We start from the raw sequence: 21,572 nt of genomic DNA on the forward strand, positions 1-21,572 counted from the left end.
AAATAAATTATAAAAAATGTTAATACTCAAATATAACATATTTTAATTAGAGCAATGTAAACAGAAGTTAAAATCGCATAAAATTATTGATTATCAGTCTTTTCCAAGTTTTTTCCTTGCATTTTCTTAATATTTTCTTCATTTAGCATGTAATTTTTAACATTCTTCCCCTTACTTACTCTTATTAAAAAAAGAGGCATTGCTATAAAAAATATTCCTACGGTTCCAAAACCTATAAACTTGTGCGCTATGGCTTCATTCCCTTCTAAAATAATAAAACCATACACTATTAAGCCTATTGCTACTATAGCTACTATACCACTACTATATTTCATCATACATCATTATTTTGTGAAATCTATTAATTTTTTTCTGTAAGCTGTTAATAGTTTAGATTTAGACACAAAGCCTATATACTTCCCTTCTTTAACAATTGGTAAGTTCCAAGCACCTGAAAGTTGAAATTTATCCATTACTGCCTGCATATTGTCTTTTTCATATTCTATTACCTCTGGCACAGACTGCATAAAATTTTCTACTTTTAACGTTTTATACAGCTCTTGTTTAAACATTACATCTCTAATATCATCTAAAAGCAAAATACCTTTTAAAGCTCTTCCTTTTTTATCTAATACAGGAAAAATATTTCGGTTAGATTTAACAATTGCAGAATGCACTACATCTCCTAACGTCATATTTTGTTTTAAAGGAATAAAGTTAGTCTCTATAACGGTATCAATATCCATTAGTGTAAGGACTGCATGATCTTTATCATGAGTTAACAACTCACCTTTACGACCTAACTCCATAGTGTACACAGAGTGCGGATAAAAATACTTTGTAATACCAAATGACAATGTTGCTGTAATCATTAAAGGCACAAAAAGTTCATAACCACCAGTAACTTCGGCAATTAAAAATATAGCTGTTAATGGTGCATGTAACACGCCTGCCATTAAACCTGCCATACCAATTAATGTAAAATTACTTTCAGACACTGGTGAGCTAACCAAGCCTGTTGCATTTATAATTTTAGCAAAGCAATTACCCATTATGCTTCCCATAAATAATGTTGGCGCAAAAATACCTCCTACACCACCTGCTCCAAAAGTTAAAGAACCTGCTATTACTTTAAAAAACACCAAACCTCCCAACAAAGCTATAATTACCCATACGTTTTCTAGGTCTAAATGCAAAAAGTTAGTAGATAAAGCTTTTTCTGGATGCCCTGCCATAAGGTGGTTAATAACATCAAAACCCTCTCCGTATAGTGGCGGAATAAAATAAACCAAAACCCCAATAGAAAGTCCACCAATTATTAATTTTTTTAAGGGCGATTCTATTTTATCAAACAATTGCTGAATACGATCATAAACCTCTGTATAGTACATAGAGATTAATGCAGAGACTACACCTAATGCCATATAAAAAGGAACATCAGAAATAACAAATTTGTCTTCTAATTTAAACGGAAGCAAAACATCGTCTCCAAAAAAAAAGTAAGATGTTATTATTGCTGACAAAGATGCCAGTAATAAAGGTAACATAGACGCAATAGTTAAATCTAAACTAAATACTTCTATAGCAAAAACAATTGCCGCTATGGGCGCTTTAAATATTGAAGACAAAGCACCAGCTGCAGCACAACTAATTAGTAAGTTACGCGTTGTTTGGTCTAGATGAAAAAAACGAGATAAATTAGAACTTATAGCAGCACCTGTAGCTACCGTAGGGCCTTCTAAACCTACAGACCCACCAAAACCAACTGTTATTGGAGCTGTAATTAAGGAACCAAACATTTGATACCTTTTCATAAACCCTTTACGCTTGGCTATTGCGTACAATGTTGAAGGTATACCGTGACTAACCTTATTTCTAATAATATATTTAACACATAAGTACACTAAAAAAAAACCTAGTATTGGCGACAAAAAGTAAAAAGCATGGTGGTAATTAGCCACCAATTTACCCTCTAACGCGTGTTGTATAAAATGGGTTGCATTTTTTAGCAACACTGCACCAATACCAGATGTTATACCTACTATTACACTAAGAATGTATATAAACTGCCTATTTGTAATGTACTTTGCTCTCCATACAAAAATACGTTTAAGCAATTTTTTATTAGACATTACGTAGCTTTTTAAATTCCTATTTGTTAACTGTTACTTGTAAGCTTAGTTCTTTTAGTTGTTCATCATCAATTGCAGCAGGAGCATCTATCATAACATCTCTACCGCTATTGTTTTTAGGGAAAGCAATAAAGTCTCTAATTGTTTCTTGCCCTCCTAAAATAGATACTAACCTATCCAAACCAAAAGCTAAACCTCCGTGTGGTGGTGCTCCATATTGAAAAGCATCCATTAAAAAGCCAAATTGCTCTTTAGCTTCTTCTGGTGTAAAGCCCAAATGTTTAAACATTGTAGCTTGCGTTTCTTTATCGTGTATACGTATAGATCCTCCTCCAATTTCGTTTCCATTTAAAACCAAATCGTATGCATTGGCTTTTACAGCACCTGGATCTGTATCTAAAAGCTCTAATTGACCTGGTTTAGGAGATGTAAACGGGTGGTGCATTGCATGGTAATGCCCTGTTTCTTCATCTAACTCTAATAAAGGAAAGTCTATAACCCACAATGGTGCAAACTCATTTGGTTTACGTAAGCCCAAACGTTCTGCAAGTTCCATACGTAAAGCACTTAGTTGCGCTCTTACTTTATTTGTTGGCCCAGAAAGCACACAAACCAAGTCTCCTGGTTTAGCACCTGTTCGTTCTGCCCATTTAGCAAGATCTTCTTGGTCATAAAATTTATCTACAGAAGATTTAAAAGAACCATCATCATTGCAACGAGAATAAACCATACCTAAAGCACCAACTTGCGGACGCTTTACCCAGTCTATTAATTTATCTATTTCTTTTCTAGTGTATGCGTTACCACCTGGCACAGCAATACCAACAACTAACTCTGCATTATTAAAAACACCAAAATCTTTATGTTGTGCTATATCATTTAGCTCGCCAAATTCCATTCCAAATCTAATGTCTGGTTTATCATTACCATACAAGCGCATAGCATCATCAAACAACATTCTAGGAAACTTATCTACTTCTACACCATTAATTTCTTTTAAAAGGTGGCGTGTTAAGTTTTCAAAAATGTTTAAAATATCTTCTTGCTCAACAAAAGCCATTTCACAGTCAATTTGCGTAAACTCTGGCTGGCGATCTGCTCGCAAATCTTCATCTCTAAAACATTTTACAATCTGAAAATATTTATCCATACCACCTACCATAAGCAACTGCTTAAAGGTTTGTGGCGATTGTGGCAAAGCATAAAACTCACCCTCGTTCATACGACTAGGAACCACAAAATCTCTAGCACCTTCTGGTGTAGATTTTATTAAATAAGGTGTTTCTACCTCTATAAATCCATTATTTGACAAAAAATTACGCACTTCCATAGAAACCTTACTCCTAAAAATAAGATTGTTTTTTACAGGATTTCTACGAATATCTAGGTAACGATATTTCATACGTAAATCTTCACCACCATCAGTTTCATCTTCAATTGTAAATGGTGGCACAATAGCCTTGTTTAAAATAGTTAATTCAGATACTAGAATTTCTATTTCTCCAGTAGGCATATTAGGGTTTTTAGAAGCCCTTTCTATTACCTTACCTTTAACTTGTATTACAAACTCACGCCCTAATTTTTGGGCACGCTCCATCATTTCTTTACTTGTACGCTCTTCATCAAAAACCAACTGAGTAACACCGTAACGATCACGTAAATCTACCCATACAATAAAACCTTTATCTCTTGACTTTTGCACCCAACCAGAAAGTGTAACCTCTGTATTTATATGAGTTGCGTTTAATTCTCCACAATTGTGACTTCTATACATTTTTAATAGCTAAAGTTGAAAGTAGCAAAGGTATAAAAGTATCTTATTAACTTAAAAACTATATGTGATTTAAAAAAATAGTATGTAGTAAGAAAAAAACTATAAATAAAAACTTAAATTACATGTGTTAAAAACTAACATTTGTTAATTTTTTATTTGTTTATGTGACAAAAATGTCATTATCTTGTCATATAACTAATAAAACACTTAATTAAATGAAAAATTATTTATCAAGAAAACTGCTTGGTTTAGTTTTCCTTGTTTCCCCTTTGTTTGCTATGGCGCAGGGTGAGATAAGTGGAACAGTAACAGACCAAAACAATGAACTTTTACCAGGAGTAAACATCATTATTAAAGGAACAACAATCGGAACAACCACAGATTTTGATGGTAATTACAGCATTACTTCAGAGAGTTTTCCTGCAACATTAATTTTTTCTTCTATAGGCTTTAATACCAAAGAAATTGTTGTTAACGCCGCAGGTAAAGTTAATATGACTTTACAAGAGGGTTTGGCTTTAGATGAAGTAGTATTAACAGGTAACAGATCTAAACCTAGGACTATTTTAGATTCTCCTGTGCCAATAGATAATATAGGCGTAGCAGAACTTACTAGTAGCGGAAAACCTACGGTAGATAGGATGCTTACTTTTAAAGTACCTTCATTTAATGCACAAACACAAGCAATTTCTGATGCAACAGCGCATTATGATCCAGCAGATTTACGTGGCTTAGGTCCTAGTAGAACTTTAGTTCTTGTTAACGGAAAACGTAAAAACCAAAGTGCACAGGTTTACTTAAACAGAACACCAGGTAAAGGTGAAGTTGGGGTAGATCTAAAAAGTATACCTACTGCTGCTATAGAAAGAGTAGAAGTATTAAGGGATGGTGCTTCTGCACAATATGGTTCTGATGCCATTGCCGGTGTAATTAATATGGTATTAAAGAAAAACGCCAAATACACAACAGTATCTGCCAGAACAGGTATTACGTCTCAAGGAGATGGCTTTAACTTTGCTGCAGATGCTAACACTGCTTTTAATTTTGGTGACGGCGGGTTTATAAACCTAACATTAGGTTACTATAACCAACAACTAACAAACAGAGCTGGTTCTCCTGGTATTGCAGATTTACCTGCAGATGCTAGACCAAATGAAATACAATGGGCTACTGAAAATCCTGAATTAGGAATGAAAGTTGGACAGCCAGATTTAGAAAAAGGAGATTTATTTGTTAACCTGGGGCACCCATTAGGTGAAAATGCAGAACTGTACTCTTTTCATGGATACTCTACCAGAAAGGGACGTAGTTTTGCATATTACAGAGCTCCTTACTGGAGAAGAGGCGTTGCTGATTCTGAATTTTTAACAAGGTCTGAAGATTTTGTAGGTTACCAACCAAGTTTTGAAGCACAAATTGATGACCACATCAATGCCTTAGGTGTAAAGTTTGATATTACAGACACTTTTAATGCAGATGCAAGTGTTACTTATGGCTCTAACAGTGTAGATTATACTGTAAATAACTCTGTAAATCGTGACTATTTAGCTGATAACGGAACTTCACCTAGAACTTTTAAACCAGGTGGATATACATTGAGCAATGTTGTAATGAACCTAGATTTTGCTAATGCTTTTACAGAGCAATTAACATCTTCTTTTGGGGTAGAATATAAAAAGGAATATTATGAAGCAATTGAAGGAAACCCTTTATCATATTACAAAGGCGGGTCTGATTCTTTTGCTGGTATTAAGCCAGACGAAGCTGGAAAGTGGAACAGAGATAATATCGCTTTTTATGCAGGATTAGATTATGATATTACCGAAGATCTTTTATTAGGATTAGCTGGTAGATATGAAGACTTCTCAGATTTTGGAGACAACTTTTCTTGGAAAGTGTTTGGCCGCTATAAATTAGGAGATAAAGGGGCTATTAGAGGCTCATACAGTACTGGCTTTAGAGCCCCAACCTTACACCAACGTTACCTAACAAATAGCCAATACATTATTGTTGATGGTTCTCCAGAGCCTGTATTACAAGGAACACTTGCTAATAACAATTCTGCTGTACAAGCCTTAGGTGTACCTAGCTTATTTGCTGAAACTTCTAGAAATATTTCTGCTGGTTTTACGTATAAAATAAATCCTAAATTTTCTGCATCTATAGATTTTTACCAAATACACGTAGATGATAGAGTACTATTTTCTTCACAAATTGGTTATGATGGAGATGATGCAAGTACAAACCCTGTAGAACAAATTCTTATAGACAATAATGTGGTAGCTCTTCAGTTCTTTATTAATGCTGGCGATACAAAAACTACGGGAGCAGATTTTGTACTTAATTATAGAGGTATAGATATGGGACAAGGTAGATTTAATGTGAGTTTAGCTGCCAATGTTAACGAAACTACAATTGATGCTATTGAGACTCCTCAAGTTCTTGCAGATAATGGCTATAATATTTTTACAAGAGAAGAAAAAGGTTTAATTACTAATTCTAGACCTAGATCTAAATTTATTTTAGGTATGGATTATGACACTGACAAATTTAACATTGGCTTAAATAATACTCTTTTTGGTAAGGTAACTGTTACTGCTCCAGAAACAGGAGGTATAGATCAAGATTTATCTTCTATGTTGGTTACAGACTTAAATTTAAGCTACAAAGTAACAGACAAACTTAGTTTTACTGGTACTATTAATAACTTATTTGATGTTTACCCAGACAAAACTTTAGCAACTACAAATACAGCTGAAGCTGGTGGAAGATTTCAGTACTCTTCTGAGGTACAACAAGGTGGACAATTTGGTACTAACTTTAGCTTAGGAATGAACTACAGTTTTTAATAAAATTTAAACTTTAAATTTAAAAGCGGCCTATGAGCCGCTTTTTTTATCGTTGTATATTAAGTGTTAAAAATAATTAAATAACTTATTATCAGTGTTTTATATCTTTAATGTAAATTTAATGTTAACTTAAAGCGTATTTATTGTAAAATAAAATGTATCTTTATATCGTTAATGTTAAGAAATTAAAAATTAAAACCTACATATTATGAAAAAAATAGCACTAGTATTCGCATTTATATTCTCAATAGCAATAGTTAACGCACAAAGTACAAAACCAGTTTTTGAAAAAGCAGATAACAAAGTAAAAGCAACTTATTTTCACTCTAACGGAGAGGTTGCACAAGTTGGACACTTTTTAAATGGTAAATTACACGGTGAGTGGACTATGTTTAATGAAGAAGGTAAAAAAATAGCAACGGGTAATTATACTGAAGGTAAAAAAACCGGAAAATGGTTTTTTTGGAATAAAACAGAATTAAACGAGGTAGATTACAAAAACAGTAAAATTGCCAATGTTACAAAATGGAATAACGAGGGAACATTAGTAGTAAACTAATTACTACTTAAATAAAACCCATTAAAAAACCCAGAGAATTTAAATTCTCTGGGTTTTTTATTTTTTGTTTACTTATTAAACAAATAAATGGCAATCTTTACAGTCTTTAATTTCCCCATAATACGTTTGTCTATACTTGTACAAGGTTTTTACAGGAATTCCTAAAACGTATTTCTTTACGTAGGTTACTTTAGCCGCAAGTTGCCCCATTCTTTTGGTGTATCGCTTTTCTACTTTGCTTTTTCTTTTGACTTGTATAATCTTCATAATTGAAATTGTTTACCAACAACATACATTTATACAAACCAAATGCAAGATAAAAGTGTTAATATTTTGTTATAACACAAAAATAAAGCCACTATAACGATATAGTAACAACTTAATTTACAAATACTTACTTTTATAAAATGAAAAACTAGCACCAAAACAAGGTGCTAGTTAAACAAACTAAAAAACGATATTTATAAACGTATGTAAATACCTTACTTTAAAATCCACATTTGTGAATTAATATTATCACCAGTAGTAAACTGTCTATTAATAGCCTCCTCTAAATTTTTAGGGTTATTAGTAGACTCACTTGTTGGGTACAACCATCTTTTTGGTATTCTAGCTTCGTTTAATGTTCCGCCTCCGTCTACATTAAACTCCGGATAACCAGTTCTACGCTGGTCATAAAACATTTGCCAACCAGTATTTAAAAACAACGCTATGTGTTTTTGAGTTGCAATACTCTCTATAGGGTTTGTAGCATTAAGTTGCACATTTGGGTTTACCAAATAATCATCAGTATTTGTAATACCATAAAATTCCATAGATGCCTTAATACCCTCTGTATAATACGCAGAAGCATCACCAGAAATCCATCCTTTAGTTACAGCTTCTGCTAAAATAAATTGTAGCTCTGCATAACCAATTAACAAGCTAGACTCATTAACAGGGTCATTATAATACCTTGGAGCAATTCTAGATGCATTACCGGCTACTGCCTTTGCTGCGTTATCACTAAAAACAGCACTACCATATAAGCCTCCATAGGCATTAAAATCTGTTTCATCTAACGCAGAAGCACTTGGCATTTTTTCTGCAAAAACAAATAACCTTGGGTCTTCTAAATTTTTCAACTTATTTACAAAAGACTCTTCTAAATAATATGCAGTTTGCAAGTTGTTGTTGTTAAATAATGGGTAACGGTTGTTTTGTATGTTTACAAAAGTTAATGCACCGTTGTCATTATTAGAACTAAACAAAGGATATTTACTTGGGTTATCTACAACCTCTTTAAACCTACCTACAACGTTTAAAGATGCAACATCTGTTTTATTAGATAACATTAACAAAACTCTTAAGTAGTAAGAGTTAATTAACTTTTGCCATTGTAGTTTATCACCATTGTAAATTACATCACCCAAAATAAGTTCATCATTAGCAGCAAGCTCGTTAGAAGCCGATTTTAAATCTGTTAACACCTTTAAAAAAATTTCTTCTTGTGTGTCATATACAGGCGCATAAATTTGTTCATCTACGCCAATAGCCTGGCTGTAAGGAACATCACCAAAAACTAATGTAAGCTCTGTTATAAAGTACGAGTTAAAAAACTTGCCCAAAATAGCATAAACCTCAGACTCTGCGTTCTGGCTCTCTTCTATCATTTTATGAACTTGCTTTATATTGTCATAATTAGCAAAAGAAGCTTGTTGCCAATTGTAATATTGATTTTCATTAACACCGTCTGTAAATGCTAAATATCTACTTGCTAAAGCACTATTTAAACTAACAGTATTAAATGCTAGTGTTTGAATGTTAGTTAGCAATAAATCTGGACTAACTGCTGTTGCTCTGTTAGGATCATCTTGCAACTCTTCTATATCTGTACAACTTACTGTAAAGAAAATTGCACATAAAATGTATATACTAAATTTTTTCATTATGCTTTTATTTAAAATTTCACATTTAAGTTAAGTCCAATATTCCTAGTTGACGGAGCCTGTAATGCATCTACACCAGAATCTGGATCTACATTTGGCACATCAGAATTTAACCAAAGGTTACGTCCTATTAAAGACAAACTAAACTCATGTATAGGTGTGTTTGCTAATGCTTTTTTGGGAAAGTTATAGGTTAGTGTAACCTCTCTAAGCTTTACAAAAGACTCTTTATAATAGTGGTAATTTTTATTTTGACCATTACTAGTTGTCTGCATAAAGTTAATGTAGTTAACAGCAACGTCATTAGGAGCATACGTACGCGTATCACTAGTAATATTACCATTAACATCATAAGTTGCTGTGCCGCTTACAACCTTTACTCCCGGAGCTACATAAGAACTAACACCGTTATTTGCATCATCTCTAAACTGGTTTACTGTACCTTTGTGTTTACCGCCCCACCACATTTTTTGATTTGTAGTAGAGTAAATTAAACCTCCTATTCTACCATCAAACAAGAACGATAAATTAAGATTTTTATACTTAAATGTATTTGTAATACCGTACGTCCAGTCTGGATCATCATCACCAATATATCTCTGGTAAGGATCTGCAACAGGGAAACCATTTTCATAAATAACCTCTCCGTTAGCATTAGTCTGGTATACGTTAGCATAAATTTGATCTGTACGTTCACCAACTTTTATAAAGCCTTCTGTCTGCTCTCTATCTCCGTAAATTTCTTCTTGAAATCTTCTAAACCTACTAAAGTTTACAAGCATATCCCAACTAAAATTAGCTGTTTGTATGGGTTTAGCATCAAAAACAAATTCTAAGCCCTTGCGCTTGTACTCATCTCCATTAAGTAAAATACTCTCATACCCAGATCCTTCAGAAATTGGACTATAAATTAGGTTATTATAATCTTTAGCTTCAAAATAAGCAACATCTAAACCTAAACGATTATTAAACAACCTAACATTTGCACCAACCTCCCAAGTGTCTGATGTTTCTGGCTCTAAACCAGGAGAAAGCAAGCTAGATCCAAAAGATGCTGACGTATTACCGTTCCACGTTGTTCCCTTATCATAAGCTTGTATATAACTATAAGGATCGTCTCCTATTTTACCTTCTGACACTCTAGACCAAGAACCTCTTAATTTTGCAAAACTAATAGCCTGTGGCATATCAAAAAGGCTAGATAAAACTAAAGATCCAGATACAGATGGGTAAAAGAAAGAATTGTTTTCTTTTGGTAAAGTAGATACTTTATCGTTTCTACCAGTTATAGATAAGTAAAATGCATTGTAAAAAGACATATCTACAAAACCATAAATACTCTTTATAGCTTCTTCTTGCTCTAAGTTAGATGCAATATAACTTGCTCCAGCATTATTAGCCAAATTGTAAAAACCAGGAATATTTAAACCATCTGTTTGCGTACTTGCAGCTGTAGATTTACGATAGTAATTAGAGTAAGCAACTTCACTTTTTAGTGTAAAATTATCTGAAAAGTTCTTTTCAAACTTTAAACCAAAATCTGTAATAATATCAAAATATCTACTATCTGCATTGGTAAAATTACCAAGAGATTTATTGCCATAACCCACATAACTTTTAGGCTCTTTATACGTTCTGTTTAAGCTGTAAACATTTATACCGCTTGTGCTTTTAACACTTAGTTCTGGCGTAATATTATACTCAAAGGCAACATTACCGTAAACATTATCTTTATCATAACCACGCTCATACTCATATGCCTGAAAGTAAGGATTGTTATAATATGACACATTAAAATGTCTTTGTTGGTACCCCTCTTGTCCCTCTCTCCAATAATTACGCAAATCTTTAACATCTACATCTACACCTGTCCACAAAACCAAATTGTACAAATAATTTGTTGGTCCGTAACCAACCTCAGGAAAATTATCTGTGTATTGCTTATTGTAAGTTAAGTTAGAGCTTACTTTAAAATTATCTGACGGGTTTAATGTACCACCAATTGTAAAAGAAGTGTTCCCCAAATCTGTATTAGGAACAATACCCTTTTGGTATACATTAGACACAGACATTCTATAACTAGCTTTATCATTACCCCAATTTACACTTACGTTATTGGTTTGTATAGAGCCTGTTTGAAAAAAATCTTTGATATTATCTTTACCTCTAGATGTAAACGGAATTGGAATTAAATTACCAGCAGCATCTGTAGGACTATTGTATTGTGTAGTTTCAAAAAAACCGCTTGCTGTACTTGGATCTAATTGATCTACTTTAGGGCCCCAAATCCAGCCACCACCTTCAGAGCCACTACCTAAACCGTTAATATATGCGTATTGCCCTTGGTTACCGTTACCGTAAACTGTTTGCACATCTGGTACTTTAATAAAAGAAGGTTGAAAAAGCACTGAACTATTAACTGTTACAGTTAACCTTCCTTTTTCTCCTTTTTTACTTGTAATCATTATAGCACCATTTCTACCAGCAGAACCATAAAGAGCAGATGCAGTTGCACCTTTAAGCACGCTAATACTCTCTACATCATCAGAATTAATTTTCCAAATATCTGCAGAACGGTCTGGTATACCATCTATAACAACTAATGGTGTTGCGCCTCTTAAGCTAATTTCTGGATTCTGAAATAAGTCGGTAGAGTTTTTAATATTTAAACCAGCTACTTTACCCGTTAAAGAATTTACCAAGTTAGGCTCCTTTGCTTTTTCTAAAGAAGCTCCTTTAACTTCTTGTACAGCGTAACCCAATGCCTTTTTTTCTCTTTTTATACCCAAAGCCGTTACCACTACCTCTTCTAATGCCGCAGTATCTTCTAAAAGGGTAACATTAATTACTGTAGCGTTTAAAACCATAATTTGCTTTGTTTTAAACCCCATTGATGAAAATGTAAGCACATCTCCCTTTGCAGCATTAATGGTATAATTACCATCAAAATCTGTTGTTGTACCATTTGTAGTATTAGCAACTACAATGCTAACACCCATTAATGGTGAATTGCCCTCATCTACAACACTACCCGTAATAGTTTGTTGTCCGTAGCTAAAACAGCATACAAACAACATTACAATAAACGTAATTCTAAAATTCATTTTCTTTAATGTTAAGTTAAATTGGTTATTAGTTATTGTTTATGTACCAAGTATTTAGCACATTATTTGGAGTTTCTAATACTATTTTTAACATCTTGCCCGTATGCTTTTTAAGCGATAGCGTAGTCTCTTCACTAGTCAAACTCACTGTTACCTCCTTTGTGTAAGTATCTTTTTTTCCTTCTTTAAATTGATTTGTAGTAGAAGTGTAAATTGTTCCTTTTACATTTTTATCTGAATTATTTTTCCAACGGATAACAATTTTGTCGCCTTCTTTAACAGCTGATAAACCATAAGCATCTACCTCGCCTACAAAAGGAGTACCATCTATTTCATAAGCAATATCTTTTGAAACATCAATATTTAAAAAACGAAGCATAGTTGGGTAAATGTCTGTAATTGCTAAGGTTTCATTTTTAAAATAACTGTTAGTGTTTTTCTCATTAGTTACAATCCAAGTAGCACGCTCCCTATCTGTTTGCCCTCCATGATGGCGCCCATCTTTAGGACTACGACCGTGGTCTGTTGTAACTACCAATAACCAATCTTCATTAAACTTAGCTTCACGTATTTTAATAGCATTCCATATTTTGCCAACCAAAGCATCTTCATATGTAATTGCATCATCTAGTTGCGGACTATCACCCAATCCGTGGCCAACATCATCTGTATACTCTAAATACACCCAAGACAAATCCGGTGCATCAGTTTTTATATACCTAGCGGCCTCAACAGCCACATCATTATCAATTTTTTTAATGTATTGCTTGTAAGCATCATGCGGATAATTAGTGGTGTCTAATTCAAAACCATCAAAAGCATAATCTAGCTCTACATTTTTTGTTTCAGATTCACACTCAATAAGTTTTGTTCTGTTATCTAGCCAAGTAGAAAAAATAGCTGTTTTTTTAGACGGATATTGATCTTTAAATACCTTAAAAATTGTTGGGTAATTGTAATTTGGTTTTTTAATACTATTACCATATACATTGTGTTTATTAACCCAAGTACCTGTAAGTAGACTGTTATAACCTACTGCAGAAATTGTTGGTGTTTGTGAGTAACCTCCTTTTTTACCACCCACATATGCTTTAGTATAACTACCAGTATTGGCTATACTATCTAAAAAAGGAGTTGGAGCTTTTTGCAGCATATCTGTAGAAATACCATCTACTATAACAAACACTACTTTTTTATTATTTATAGGCTTGCTAGTTTGTTGAGTAAAACCTACCTGCACAACTAAGCACATAACAAATACTACATATTTAATTTTATTCCCCATTTTTTTAGATTGATTGGTTACACTAAAATCTGGGTCAAAAGTATTTTTATAAATTATAAATTGAATGAATGTTCAATTAATAAAACTTTAAATAAATGTTAACTTGCACAGGCAAAGCAAGGCTTGTAATTATCTTAAAATGTTACATTTGCCTAAATAAAAATCTTACATGGGAAGAAAAAGTGTATCTGTACAAAGACGAAAAGAAATTATAAAAGCATTTTACAAAGTTGCAAAAGACATAGGCTTAGAAAACACCTCTATTGCTAAGGTTGCAGAACATTTAAGCATAAGTAATGGCTTAATAATGCACTATTTTAAAACTAAAGATGAGCTATTAATTGGCTTAAATGAGTTTATATTAGAACAGCATTTAAACATTGTACAAAATGACGAAAATGGTGAAATTAACTCCAAACAAAAACTTCACAATCTAATAACATCACTTTTTTCTAGAAACTGGAACAAATATTTTGATGATGGAGTTTTTTATAGCTGCTACGCCCTAATTTACAGAAAAAAAGATTTTAATGATAGCTTTAAAAGCTACCTACAAGCGCTACACACGGTTTTACACAAAAAATTAACAGAAGCAAAAGAGCACCAAATTATTTCCAACACAAACATTGATGAAATAACAGAAGTAATTTTTGCCTTAATAGATGGTGCTTACTATTATTTGGGACTTTTTAATGAAAAAACAGAAGATTACAAGCAAAAAGAGGCTATTTATATTAAGTATGCGTTAAATATACTAGAATTTAAAAACGAGTAAACGTTTACTTAACAACCTTAACAATAGCATAGAGCCCAATACAAGCCCATACAGCGTTAACTACAACATTAGGAAAGTCATTTAACGCAAAACCATTAATAATTAAGCAAACGGCACCTAATATATTTAAAATATGGTATACTTTAGATTTAGATGATAGTTTACCTATGCTTAGCAACAAGTAAGACACTACAAACAATAAGGCCCCGAGCCAACCTATTATAGAAAACATAGATTTGTAATTTTAAGACTGAAAAGATACAGGAAAAAATAAAACAACTACAAACTATAAAATTGTAGAAACTATATAAAAGCAAAAAACCTCAACTATTTCTAGTTGAGGTTTGTTTTGCTCCCCCTCTTGGGCTCGAACCAAGGACCCTCTGATTAACAGTCAGATGCTCTAACCAACTGAGCTAAGGAGGAATGTTAGCAGACATAACGTCTGTAAGCGGGTGCAAATATATAAGCTTTTTTAATATCTACAAAACAAAAAATAAAAATTTATATAAATTTCTTTATAATATTCCAGATGTCGTTTCCAAACACAATTGCCATAAGCCCCATAAGTATTACAAAACCAATAATTTGTCCTTTTTCTAGTACTTTTTCACTAGGCGGGCGGCCAGAAATAATTTCATACAATAAAAACATTACGTGTCCACCATCTAATGCCGGAATAGGTAAAATGTTTAAAAAAGCTAACCATACAGAGAACATTGCCATAAAGTTCCAAATAAATGTCCAGTTCCACTGTTTTGGCATCATTTCTACAATACCAATAGGCCCTTTTACTTGTTTGTAAGCTCCTGTTTTAGTGTTAAAAATAACCTTAAACTGTCTAATTTGTTTTGTTAGTACTTCTATAGTTTTGTTAAATCCTTCTGGTATAGCTGCACCAAAACTATAGCTATCTGTAACAAATAAGTCTTCTCTGTTTAACACAACACCTATTGCTGCTTCCTCAGGAACGGTCATTTGCAATGTTTTTGGTTGCCCATTACGTAAAACCTCTAATTCTATTTCCTTTTCTGGAGACTTTTTAATCACACCAACAAACTCGTTCCAGTACGCTGTTTTTTGTCCGTTAACAGCAACAATTTCATCTCCTTTAAGAACACCTGCTTTTTCTGCTACCATACCAGACACTACACTATCTATAATGGCTTTTTGTCTGTAGCCTAAAAAGTTTCTCCCTTGTGTACTAAAAACAGCTTCTTTACCTTCTGCGCTTAATGGCACGGTAAGTTCTTTACCGTCTCTTTTAACAGTAACCTCATCTCCTAAAATAATATCTAATACGGCATCTGTAAACTTTTTACTTTTTTTACCATCTATAGCTAAAATTTTATCTCCTGTTTTTAATCCTAATTGTTCTCCTATAGAATCTATTAAAATTCCGTGTTTTAAACTATCTGCAGGTATATACGTATCTCCGTTATTAAATAACAACATTGTATATATAAACCAAGCTAAAAAAAAGTTTACAGTTACACCACCCAACATTATAATTAAACGTTGCCAAGCTGGCTTACTCCTAAACTCCCATGGTTGTGGTTCGCTTTTCATTTGCTCGGTGTCCATACTTTCGTCTATCATACCAGCAATTTTAACATAACCACCTAAAGGCAACCATCCAATACCATAAACAGTATCGCCTATCTTCTTTTTAAAAAGTGAAAACTTAACATCAAAAAACAAGTAAAATTTTTCAACTTTAGTTTTAAAATATTTGGCAGGAATAAAATGCCCCAGCTCATGCAAAATAACAAGTACTGATATAATTAAAATGAACTGTACTATCTGAATAAATAATTCCATTAAATCTCTTTTAGTTTTTAAAAACGAACAAAAGTACACTTTTAAGCGCTCTTACAAAAAGATATACCTATAACGGCATCATTTTTATGAATTATTTAATAAGCTAGGGTATTGATTATTACCTATGCCTATTGTAAATTTGCACAAAAAATTATGGGAGCGTTTTTTAGCAAATTTAAAGTTTTTGGCATTGTTCTTTTAGTAATATCTGCCATAATAATTACCTTATTTTACAACGCTTTAAAACCAGAAGTTAAGCTGCCTATTTACCAGCCAGCAGATTTTAACACAGAACTTGTAGACTCTACACTTTTACACAAAAAAAAGTACCACACTGTTGCTAACTTTAAACTTACCAACCAAAACGGAAAAACTATTACCCAAGATAATTACGCGAACAAAATTTATGTAGCAGATTTCTTTTTTACCACCTGCCAAACCATTTGTCCTGTAATGACAAAAAATATGGTAAAAGTACAAGAGATTATAAAAAATGATGATGACGTAATGCTTTTATCTCATTCTGTTACTCCTGAAATAGACTCTGTTGCTCAGCTAAAAAAATATGCCCTTAAAAAAGGAGTTATTGACAGCAAATGGAATTTAGTGACAGGAGACAGAAAAGAAATTTATGATCTAGCCCGCAAATCCTATATGGCAGCTAAAACAGACCTTAACAATCCTTACAGTATGGTACACACAGAAAACTTTGTTTTAGTTGATAAAGAAAAACGTATACGTGGTACTTATGATGGCACAGACAGTAAAGAGATTGAGAAACTTATTGAAGACATTAAAATTTTAAAAGCATCATACAAAGACTAATTTTGATGTTAAAGAATATAAAAAAGTAATGTAGAGTTCTGTTATTTTGCTTTTTTCCATTACTTTTGCTCTTACTTAAAATCAATCTAAATAAAAATTGAGCATTACTGTAGCACAACTAAAAAAAGGGCAAAAAGGGGTTATTAAAGATTTCTCTGAAGACACCTTACCTATTAAACTCTTAGAAATGGGTTGCTTGCCTGGCAATGTTGTAGAGCTTATACAGATTGCCCCATTAAAAGACCCTATTTACATTAACGTAAATGGCTCACATATAGCGATAAGAAAATCTACAGCCAACTTAATTGAAGTAGATTTAATTGAATGAATGTAATTGAGTATGAGCAAAAATATTAATGTAGCCTTAATTGGAAATCCTAATACCGGAAAAACATCAGTCTTTAATCAGCTTACAGGATTAAAACAAAAAGTGGGTAATTACCCAGGTATAACTGTAGAAAAAAAAGAAGGTATTTGCAAATTACCTCGTGGTGTTAAGGCGCATATAATAGATTTACCTGGTACATACAGCTTAAACACAACATCTTTAGATGAGAGTGTTGTTGTAGAATTACTTTTAAATAAAAACGATAAAGATTTTCCTGATGTTGCTGTTGTTGTTACAGATGTAGAAAACCTAAAGCGTAACTTACTTTTATTTACTCAAATAAAAGACCTTAAAATACCTGCCATTTTAGTAATTAATATGGCAGACCGTATGACCAGAAAAGGAATTACGCTAAACATACCCTTATTAGAAGAAAAACTAAACACAAAAATTGCTCTTGTTAGCACAAGAAAAGGTATTGGTATAGACACCCTAAAAGAGCTTATTGCAGATTACAAAAACTTATCTGTTAAGCCAAATATAGACACTACATCTATTGCTCCAGATTATTTTAATAAACTTAGAGCTGCTTTTCCTAAGGAAGACGTTTACAAGCTTTGGTTGGTTATTACGCAAGATGTTAACTTTATGCCTATAGAGAAAAAACGCATAAAAGATGCAACTTTCTCTATAAAATCTAACACAGAACTTAAAAAGTTACAGCACAGAGAAACCGTTTTAAGATATCAATTTATAAATAATATTTTAAAAGAAACTTATACTGTAGACCTTACTGTTGCTAAAGGTTTTAGAGCAACTTTAGATAAAATTTTAACGCACAAAGTCTGGGGTTACGTAATATTCTTTTTAATATTATTAGTCATTTTCCAAGCCATTTATGAGTGGAGTAGCTACCCAATGGATTTTATAGATGAGTCTTTTACGCAAATGAGCGAATGGACAAAAGCTAGCTTGCCGCCAGGTGCATTTACAAACTTACTTGCAGAAGGCATAATAGCGGGTATTGGAGGTGTAGTAATTTTTATACCACAAATTGCATTTTTATTCTTGTTTATATCCTTACTTGAAGAAAGTGGATATATGAGTAGAGTTGTATTTTTAATGGATAAACTTATGCGCCCATTTGGATTAAGTGGTAAAAGTGTTGTACCATTAATTTCTGGTACTGCCTGCGCTATACCTGCAGTTATGGCAACCAGAACAATAGAAAACTGGAAAGAACGCCTAATAACAATATTAGTAACACCTTTTACAACTTGCTCTGCCCGTTTACCGGTGTACTTAATTATAATTGCCCTTGTTATACCAGAAGGGAAATTTTTAGGACTTAGCTACCAAGCGCTAACACTTATGTTGTTATATTTACTAGGGTTTGGAATGTCTATTTTTTCTGCAATGGTTTTACACAAAATTTTAAAAATAAAAAGCAGAACATTTTTTGTTATAGAAATGCCAAATTATAAGCTTCCATTATTTAAAAATGTAGCTTATACGGTTTGGGAAAAAACTAAAAGCTTTGTGTATGGTGCTGGTAAAATTATTTTAGCCATATCAATTATTTTATGGGTATTGGGCTCTTATGGTATATCTGATAATTTTAAAAACGCAGAAGAGATTGTTAAAAACAGAATTAATACGGTTGGTTACTCTGAGTTTAACCAAAACCATATTAAAAATGAAATTGCCATTTATACTGGTGAACTTTACACCAATTACCCTACATTAAGTGGAGCAATTATTAAAGATTCTATTGCAATACGTACAAACGATTTAAAACTAAAAGCAGAGAACGAAGAAATAGCTAGTTTTAAATTAGAGCACTCTTTTATTGGTTACGCTGGCAAAGCTATAGAGCCTATTGTAAAGCCTTTGGGTTACGACTGGAAAATTGGTATTGCAGTAATAACTTCGTTTGCCGCTCGTGAGGTGTTTGTAGGCACACTTGCCACAATTTACAGTGTTGGTAATGATGAAGAAGAAACTATTAAAAACCGCATGGCTGCCGAGATTAACCCGTGGAATAACAAACCACTTTTTAACTTAGCATCTGGTATTTCTTTACTACTTTTTTATGCTTTTGCAATGCAATGTATGAGTACATTAGCTGTGGTTAAAAGAGAAACTAATAGTTGGAAATGGCCTGCTGCACAATTGGTATTTATGAGTGGTTTTGCTTATATAGTTGCTCTTATTGCATATCAAATTTTAAAATAAATTACGCAAACCTGTAACTAAAACTACCATCTTTTTTTTCAATAATAAAAATTACCATAGCTTTTACATTTAGGTAACTTATAAAGTTTTTAGAGGTTTTTAATTGATGAATAAAGCTTTTATAAACTTCAGTTTTATACTCCCAAGCACAACGTAGCTCTAATGCTCTTTTATGTTCTTTAAACGAGTGATGCACTATAAACAAACGGTTTTGCAAGCAACTACGCTTGCCAGCACTTTGCCTACTATAATAAAAGTTCACTATTTTCTCTGGAAACTCAAAACTAAAATTACTTCTTAACTCTTTAGGCACTAACGTTCCTTTAACATCAAAACGTAAATTTTTATCTCCAAAAAATTCTATATCATATTCCTGATCCTTGCCATTTGGATTTCTACTAACTCCAGTATTTGTATAAAATAGATATTCATCGCACCTGGCACATTGCCATAAAAACCATCTTCTTTTAAAATAATTTTTATCATCTGTAGGCAATCCTGTAATTGCAAGCTCTAAACTAGATAATGTTTTACACTTAAATAGAGACACTTTTTTATCGGTAGTGTTGTTTTGTATTTTTCCCCATTGCAAAGGTATTTCTGGAGCTAATTTTTGCAACTCTTTACTGCGTGTATTAAATTCTAATGCGTTCATAAGAATATCTTTTAAGATGAAAACGCAATGTTAAAATTTGACCACAAGGAATAAACTTATATTGCTAAAGTTTCTCTAACCGCTAAAGCAATTGCTTTTGCTAATAAAGGCGGCACAGCGTTTCCTATTTGTACCATTTGTTTTCCTTTTGCTCCCTTAAAAATAAAATCGTCCGGAAAAGATTGCAACCTAGCCATTTCACGTACTGTAATAACTCTAGATTCTATTGGGTGTATGTTTACACCTCCGTGATTCTCTTTTATAGTACAGCTGGCCTCGTTCCAAGGACATTTTTTCCAAGAGTCCGAATAATTATCATACAAGCTTTTACCTTCAGGAACTTTAGCCAAGCGCTTTTTCATAGCATCACTATGCTTTGTTCTAACGTGGTTAAAAGCTGCATCATCTTTTAACTTTACCAAATCTTCTATTGCCTCTTTAGTGGTAATGTAATTTTCTGGTGACAATAATGGTTTAGGGTGTAAATTCTTTTTCCCTATTCGGTTAGCTACAAAAATGATACGTTCTCTTTTTTGAGGCACGTAATAATTTGCTGCGTTTAACACCGTAACATTTACCTCATAACCAAGTTTGGCAATATCTTCCTTTATCTTATCTTCTACCTTACCCTTTAGCATAGAACGTAAACCTTTTACGTTTTCTGCAACAATAAATTGTGGTTGCAACTCATCTATAATCTGAAGCATATCTTTATAAAGAGAGTTTCGCTCATCTTCTACAATACGGCTACCAGACATACTAAAACCCTGACAAGGAAATCCGCCAGACAAAACAGTTAATGGCTTACCATTAAGCGAACTTTTAACTGTGTTTATAAACTTGTCTTTAACGCTCCTTTCTGTAATATCACCTAATATGTGTGGATGTTCAAAATTTTCTCGGTAGGTCATACCAGCTTCCTTAAACCAATCTAATCCGCCAACTTGTGTAAACCCTGCCATTTCAAAACCTTTAGCCATACCACCTGCGCCACAAAACAAATCTGCAGATGTAAGCTTAGTTTTTGAGGGATTCTCCCAATTTTCAGAAATATCTGCCCAGTTTACAACATCGGTCTTTATAGATTTAGTGTTTTTTTGGGGCAATTGTTTTTTAGGTTTAGCGTCTAAAACACCACTATTTTTAAATACAGTAACATCTTTAGGTTTTATATAATGTACACCAAAGGTTTTTGTAGATTTTAGCGCGCCAGAATGTATGTGTTTTCTAATTATTTTTTGAGAAACACCCAACTGCAACGCAACATCTTCAATACGTAAAAACTGCTCTTTAACCGCCATA

General features: G+C 32.9%; 17 protein-coding genes and 1 tRNA gene. 6 read left to right on the forward strand and 12 right to left on the reverse strand.

Annotation, left to right across the window (positions count from 1 at the left end; translation table 11 throughout):
- Window positions 1-83 precede the first annotated feature (83 nt).
- From JM80_RS02275 to aspS, 3 genes are read right to left on the reverse strand one after another with little or no spacing between them, the layout of a single operon-like run.
- Window positions 84-338, reverse strand: a complete 255-nt coding sequence (locus JM80_RS02275) for a hypothetical protein (RefSeq protein ID WP_141103717.1) — start codon at window positions 336-338, stop codon at window positions 84-86.
- Window positions 339-344: 6 nt separating this feature from the next.
- Window positions 345-2,132: a chloride channel protein gene (locus JM80_RS02280; RefSeq protein WP_144709105.1), complete on the reverse strand. Its 1,788-nt coding sequence runs from the start codon at window positions 2,130-2,132 to the stop codon at window positions 345-347.
- A gap of 19 nt (window positions 2,133-2,151) precedes the next feature.
- Window positions 2,152-3,906, reverse strand: coding sequence for an aspartate--tRNA ligase (gene aspS / locus JM80_RS02285; RefSeq protein WP_089118402.1), 1,755 nt, complete (start codon window positions 3,904-3,906; stop codon window positions 2,152-2,154).
- 215 nt (window positions 3,907-4,121) lie between these two features.
- Here aspS and JM80_RS02290 point away from each other — a divergent pair, with 215 nt between their 5' ends.
- The gene (locus JM80_RS02290) at window positions 4,122-6,755 is read left to right on the forward strand and encodes a TonB-dependent receptor (RefSeq protein WP_144709106.1); all 2,634 of its coding nucleotides are present in this window, start codon (window positions 4,122-4,124) and stop codon (window positions 6,753-6,755) included.
- A gap of 208 nt (window positions 6,756-6,963) precedes the next feature.
- The gene (locus JM80_RS02295) at window positions 6,964-7,314 is read left to right on the forward strand and encodes a toxin-antitoxin system YwqK family antitoxin (protein ID WP_013621211.1); all 351 of its coding nucleotides are present in this window, start codon (window positions 6,964-6,966) and stop codon (window positions 7,312-7,314) included.
- Between the two features lie 75 nt (window positions 7,315-7,389).
- On the opposite strand, the gene JM80_RS02300 is transcribed toward JM80_RS02295, so the two are convergent.
- From JM80_RS02300 to JM80_RS02315, 4 genes are all read right to left on the reverse strand, one after another.
- Window positions 7,390-7,581 (reverse strand): hypothetical protein, encoded by a 192-nt coding sequence (locus tag JM80_RS02300; RefSeq protein ID WP_034644744.1) that lies wholly within the window; start codon window positions 7,579-7,581, stop codon window positions 7,390-7,392.
- A gap of 215 nt (window positions 7,582-7,796) precedes the next feature.
- Window positions 7,797-9,242, reverse strand: coding sequence for a SusD/RagB family nutrient-binding outer membrane lipoprotein (locus tag JM80_RS02305; RefSeq protein ID WP_144709107.1), 1,446 nt, complete (start codon window positions 9,240-9,242; stop codon window positions 7,797-7,799).
- Window positions 9,243-9,253: 11 nt separating this feature from the next.
- Window positions 9,254-12,346, reverse strand: coding sequence for a SusC/RagA family TonB-linked outer membrane protein (locus tag JM80_RS02310; RefSeq protein WP_144709108.1), 3,093 nt, complete (start codon window positions 12,344-12,346; stop codon window positions 9,254-9,256).
- Window positions 12,347-12,374: 28 nt separating this feature from the next.
- Window positions 12,375-13,631, reverse strand: coding sequence for an alkaline phosphatase family protein (locus JM80_RS02315; protein WP_144709109.1), 1,257 nt, complete (start codon window positions 13,629-13,631; stop codon window positions 12,375-12,377).
- A gap of 169 nt (window positions 13,632-13,800) precedes the next feature.
- Between JM80_RS02315 and JM80_RS02320 the strand changes: the two genes are divergently transcribed.
- The gene (locus JM80_RS02320) at window positions 13,801-14,406 is read left to right on the forward strand and encodes a TetR family transcriptional regulator (protein ID WP_013621207.1); all 606 of its coding nucleotides are present in this window, start codon (window positions 13,801-13,803) and stop codon (window positions 14,404-14,406) included.
- Between the two features lie 4 nt (window positions 14,407-14,410).
- Here JM80_RS02320 and JM80_RS02325 read toward each other — a convergent pair whose 3' ends face one another.
- The 3 genes from JM80_RS02325 to rseP all read right to left on the reverse strand — a co-directional run bounded on the left by JM80_RS02325 (window position 14,411) and on the right by rseP (window position 16,227).
- On the reverse strand, window positions 14,411-14,638 hold the full coding sequence (locus JM80_RS02325) for a hypothetical protein (RefSeq protein WP_013621206.1): 228 nt from the start codon (window positions 14,636-14,638) through the stop codon (window positions 14,411-14,413).
- A gap of 120 nt (window positions 14,639-14,758) precedes the next feature.
- Window positions 14,759-14,832, reverse strand: a tRNA-Asn gene (locus tag JM80_RS02330).
- Between the two features lie 78 nt (window positions 14,833-14,910).
- Complete coding sequence (gene rseP, locus JM80_RS02335; RefSeq protein ID WP_144709110.1) at window positions 14,911-16,227, reverse strand: RIP metalloprotease RseP; 1,317 nt, start codon at window positions 16,225-16,227, stop codon at window positions 14,911-14,913.
- A gap of 153 nt (window positions 16,228-16,380) precedes the next feature.
- Here rseP and JM80_RS02340 point away from each other — a divergent pair, with 153 nt between their 5' ends.
- From JM80_RS02340 to feoB, 3 genes are all read left to right on the forward strand, one after another.
- Window positions 16,381-17,052 carry an SCO family protein gene (locus JM80_RS02340; protein WP_013621204.1) on the forward strand — a complete coding sequence of 224 codons (672 nt, stop codon included), beginning with the start codon at window positions 16,381-16,383 and terminating at the stop codon, window positions 17,050-17,052.
- Between the two features lie 97 nt (window positions 17,053-17,149).
- Window positions 17,150-17,380 carry a FeoA family protein gene (locus JM80_RS02345; RefSeq protein ID WP_013621203.1) on the forward strand — a complete coding sequence of 77 codons (231 nt, stop codon included), beginning with the start codon at window positions 17,150-17,152 and terminating at the stop codon, window positions 17,378-17,380.
- Between the two features lie 12 nt (window positions 17,381-17,392).
- A complete protein-coding gene (feoB, locus tag JM80_RS02350; protein WP_144709111.1) occupies window positions 17,393-19,615 on the forward strand; it encodes a ferrous iron transport protein B in 2,223 nt (740 codons plus the stop codon).
- Window position 19,616: 1 nt separating this feature from the next.
- On the opposite strand, the gene JM80_RS02355 is transcribed toward feoB, so the two are convergent.
- Complete coding sequence (locus JM80_RS02355) at window positions 19,617-20,270, reverse strand: hypothetical protein (RefSeq protein ID WP_013621201.1); 654 nt, start codon at window positions 20,268-20,270, stop codon at window positions 19,617-19,619.
- Window positions 20,271-20,326: 56 nt separating this feature from the next.
- Window positions 20,327-21,571 carry a DNA cytosine methyltransferase gene (locus JM80_RS02360; protein ID WP_144709112.1) on the reverse strand — a complete coding sequence of 415 codons (1,245 nt, stop codon included), beginning with the start codon at window positions 21,569-21,571 and terminating at the stop codon, window positions 20,327-20,329.
- Window position 21,572 lies beyond the last annotated feature (1 nt).

Source organism: Cellulophaga sp. RHA_52 (assembly GCF_007827205.1).
GTDB classification, from domain to species: Bacteria; Bacteroidota; Bacteroidia; order Flavobacteriales; family Flavobacteriaceae; genus Cellulophaga; species Cellulophaga lytica.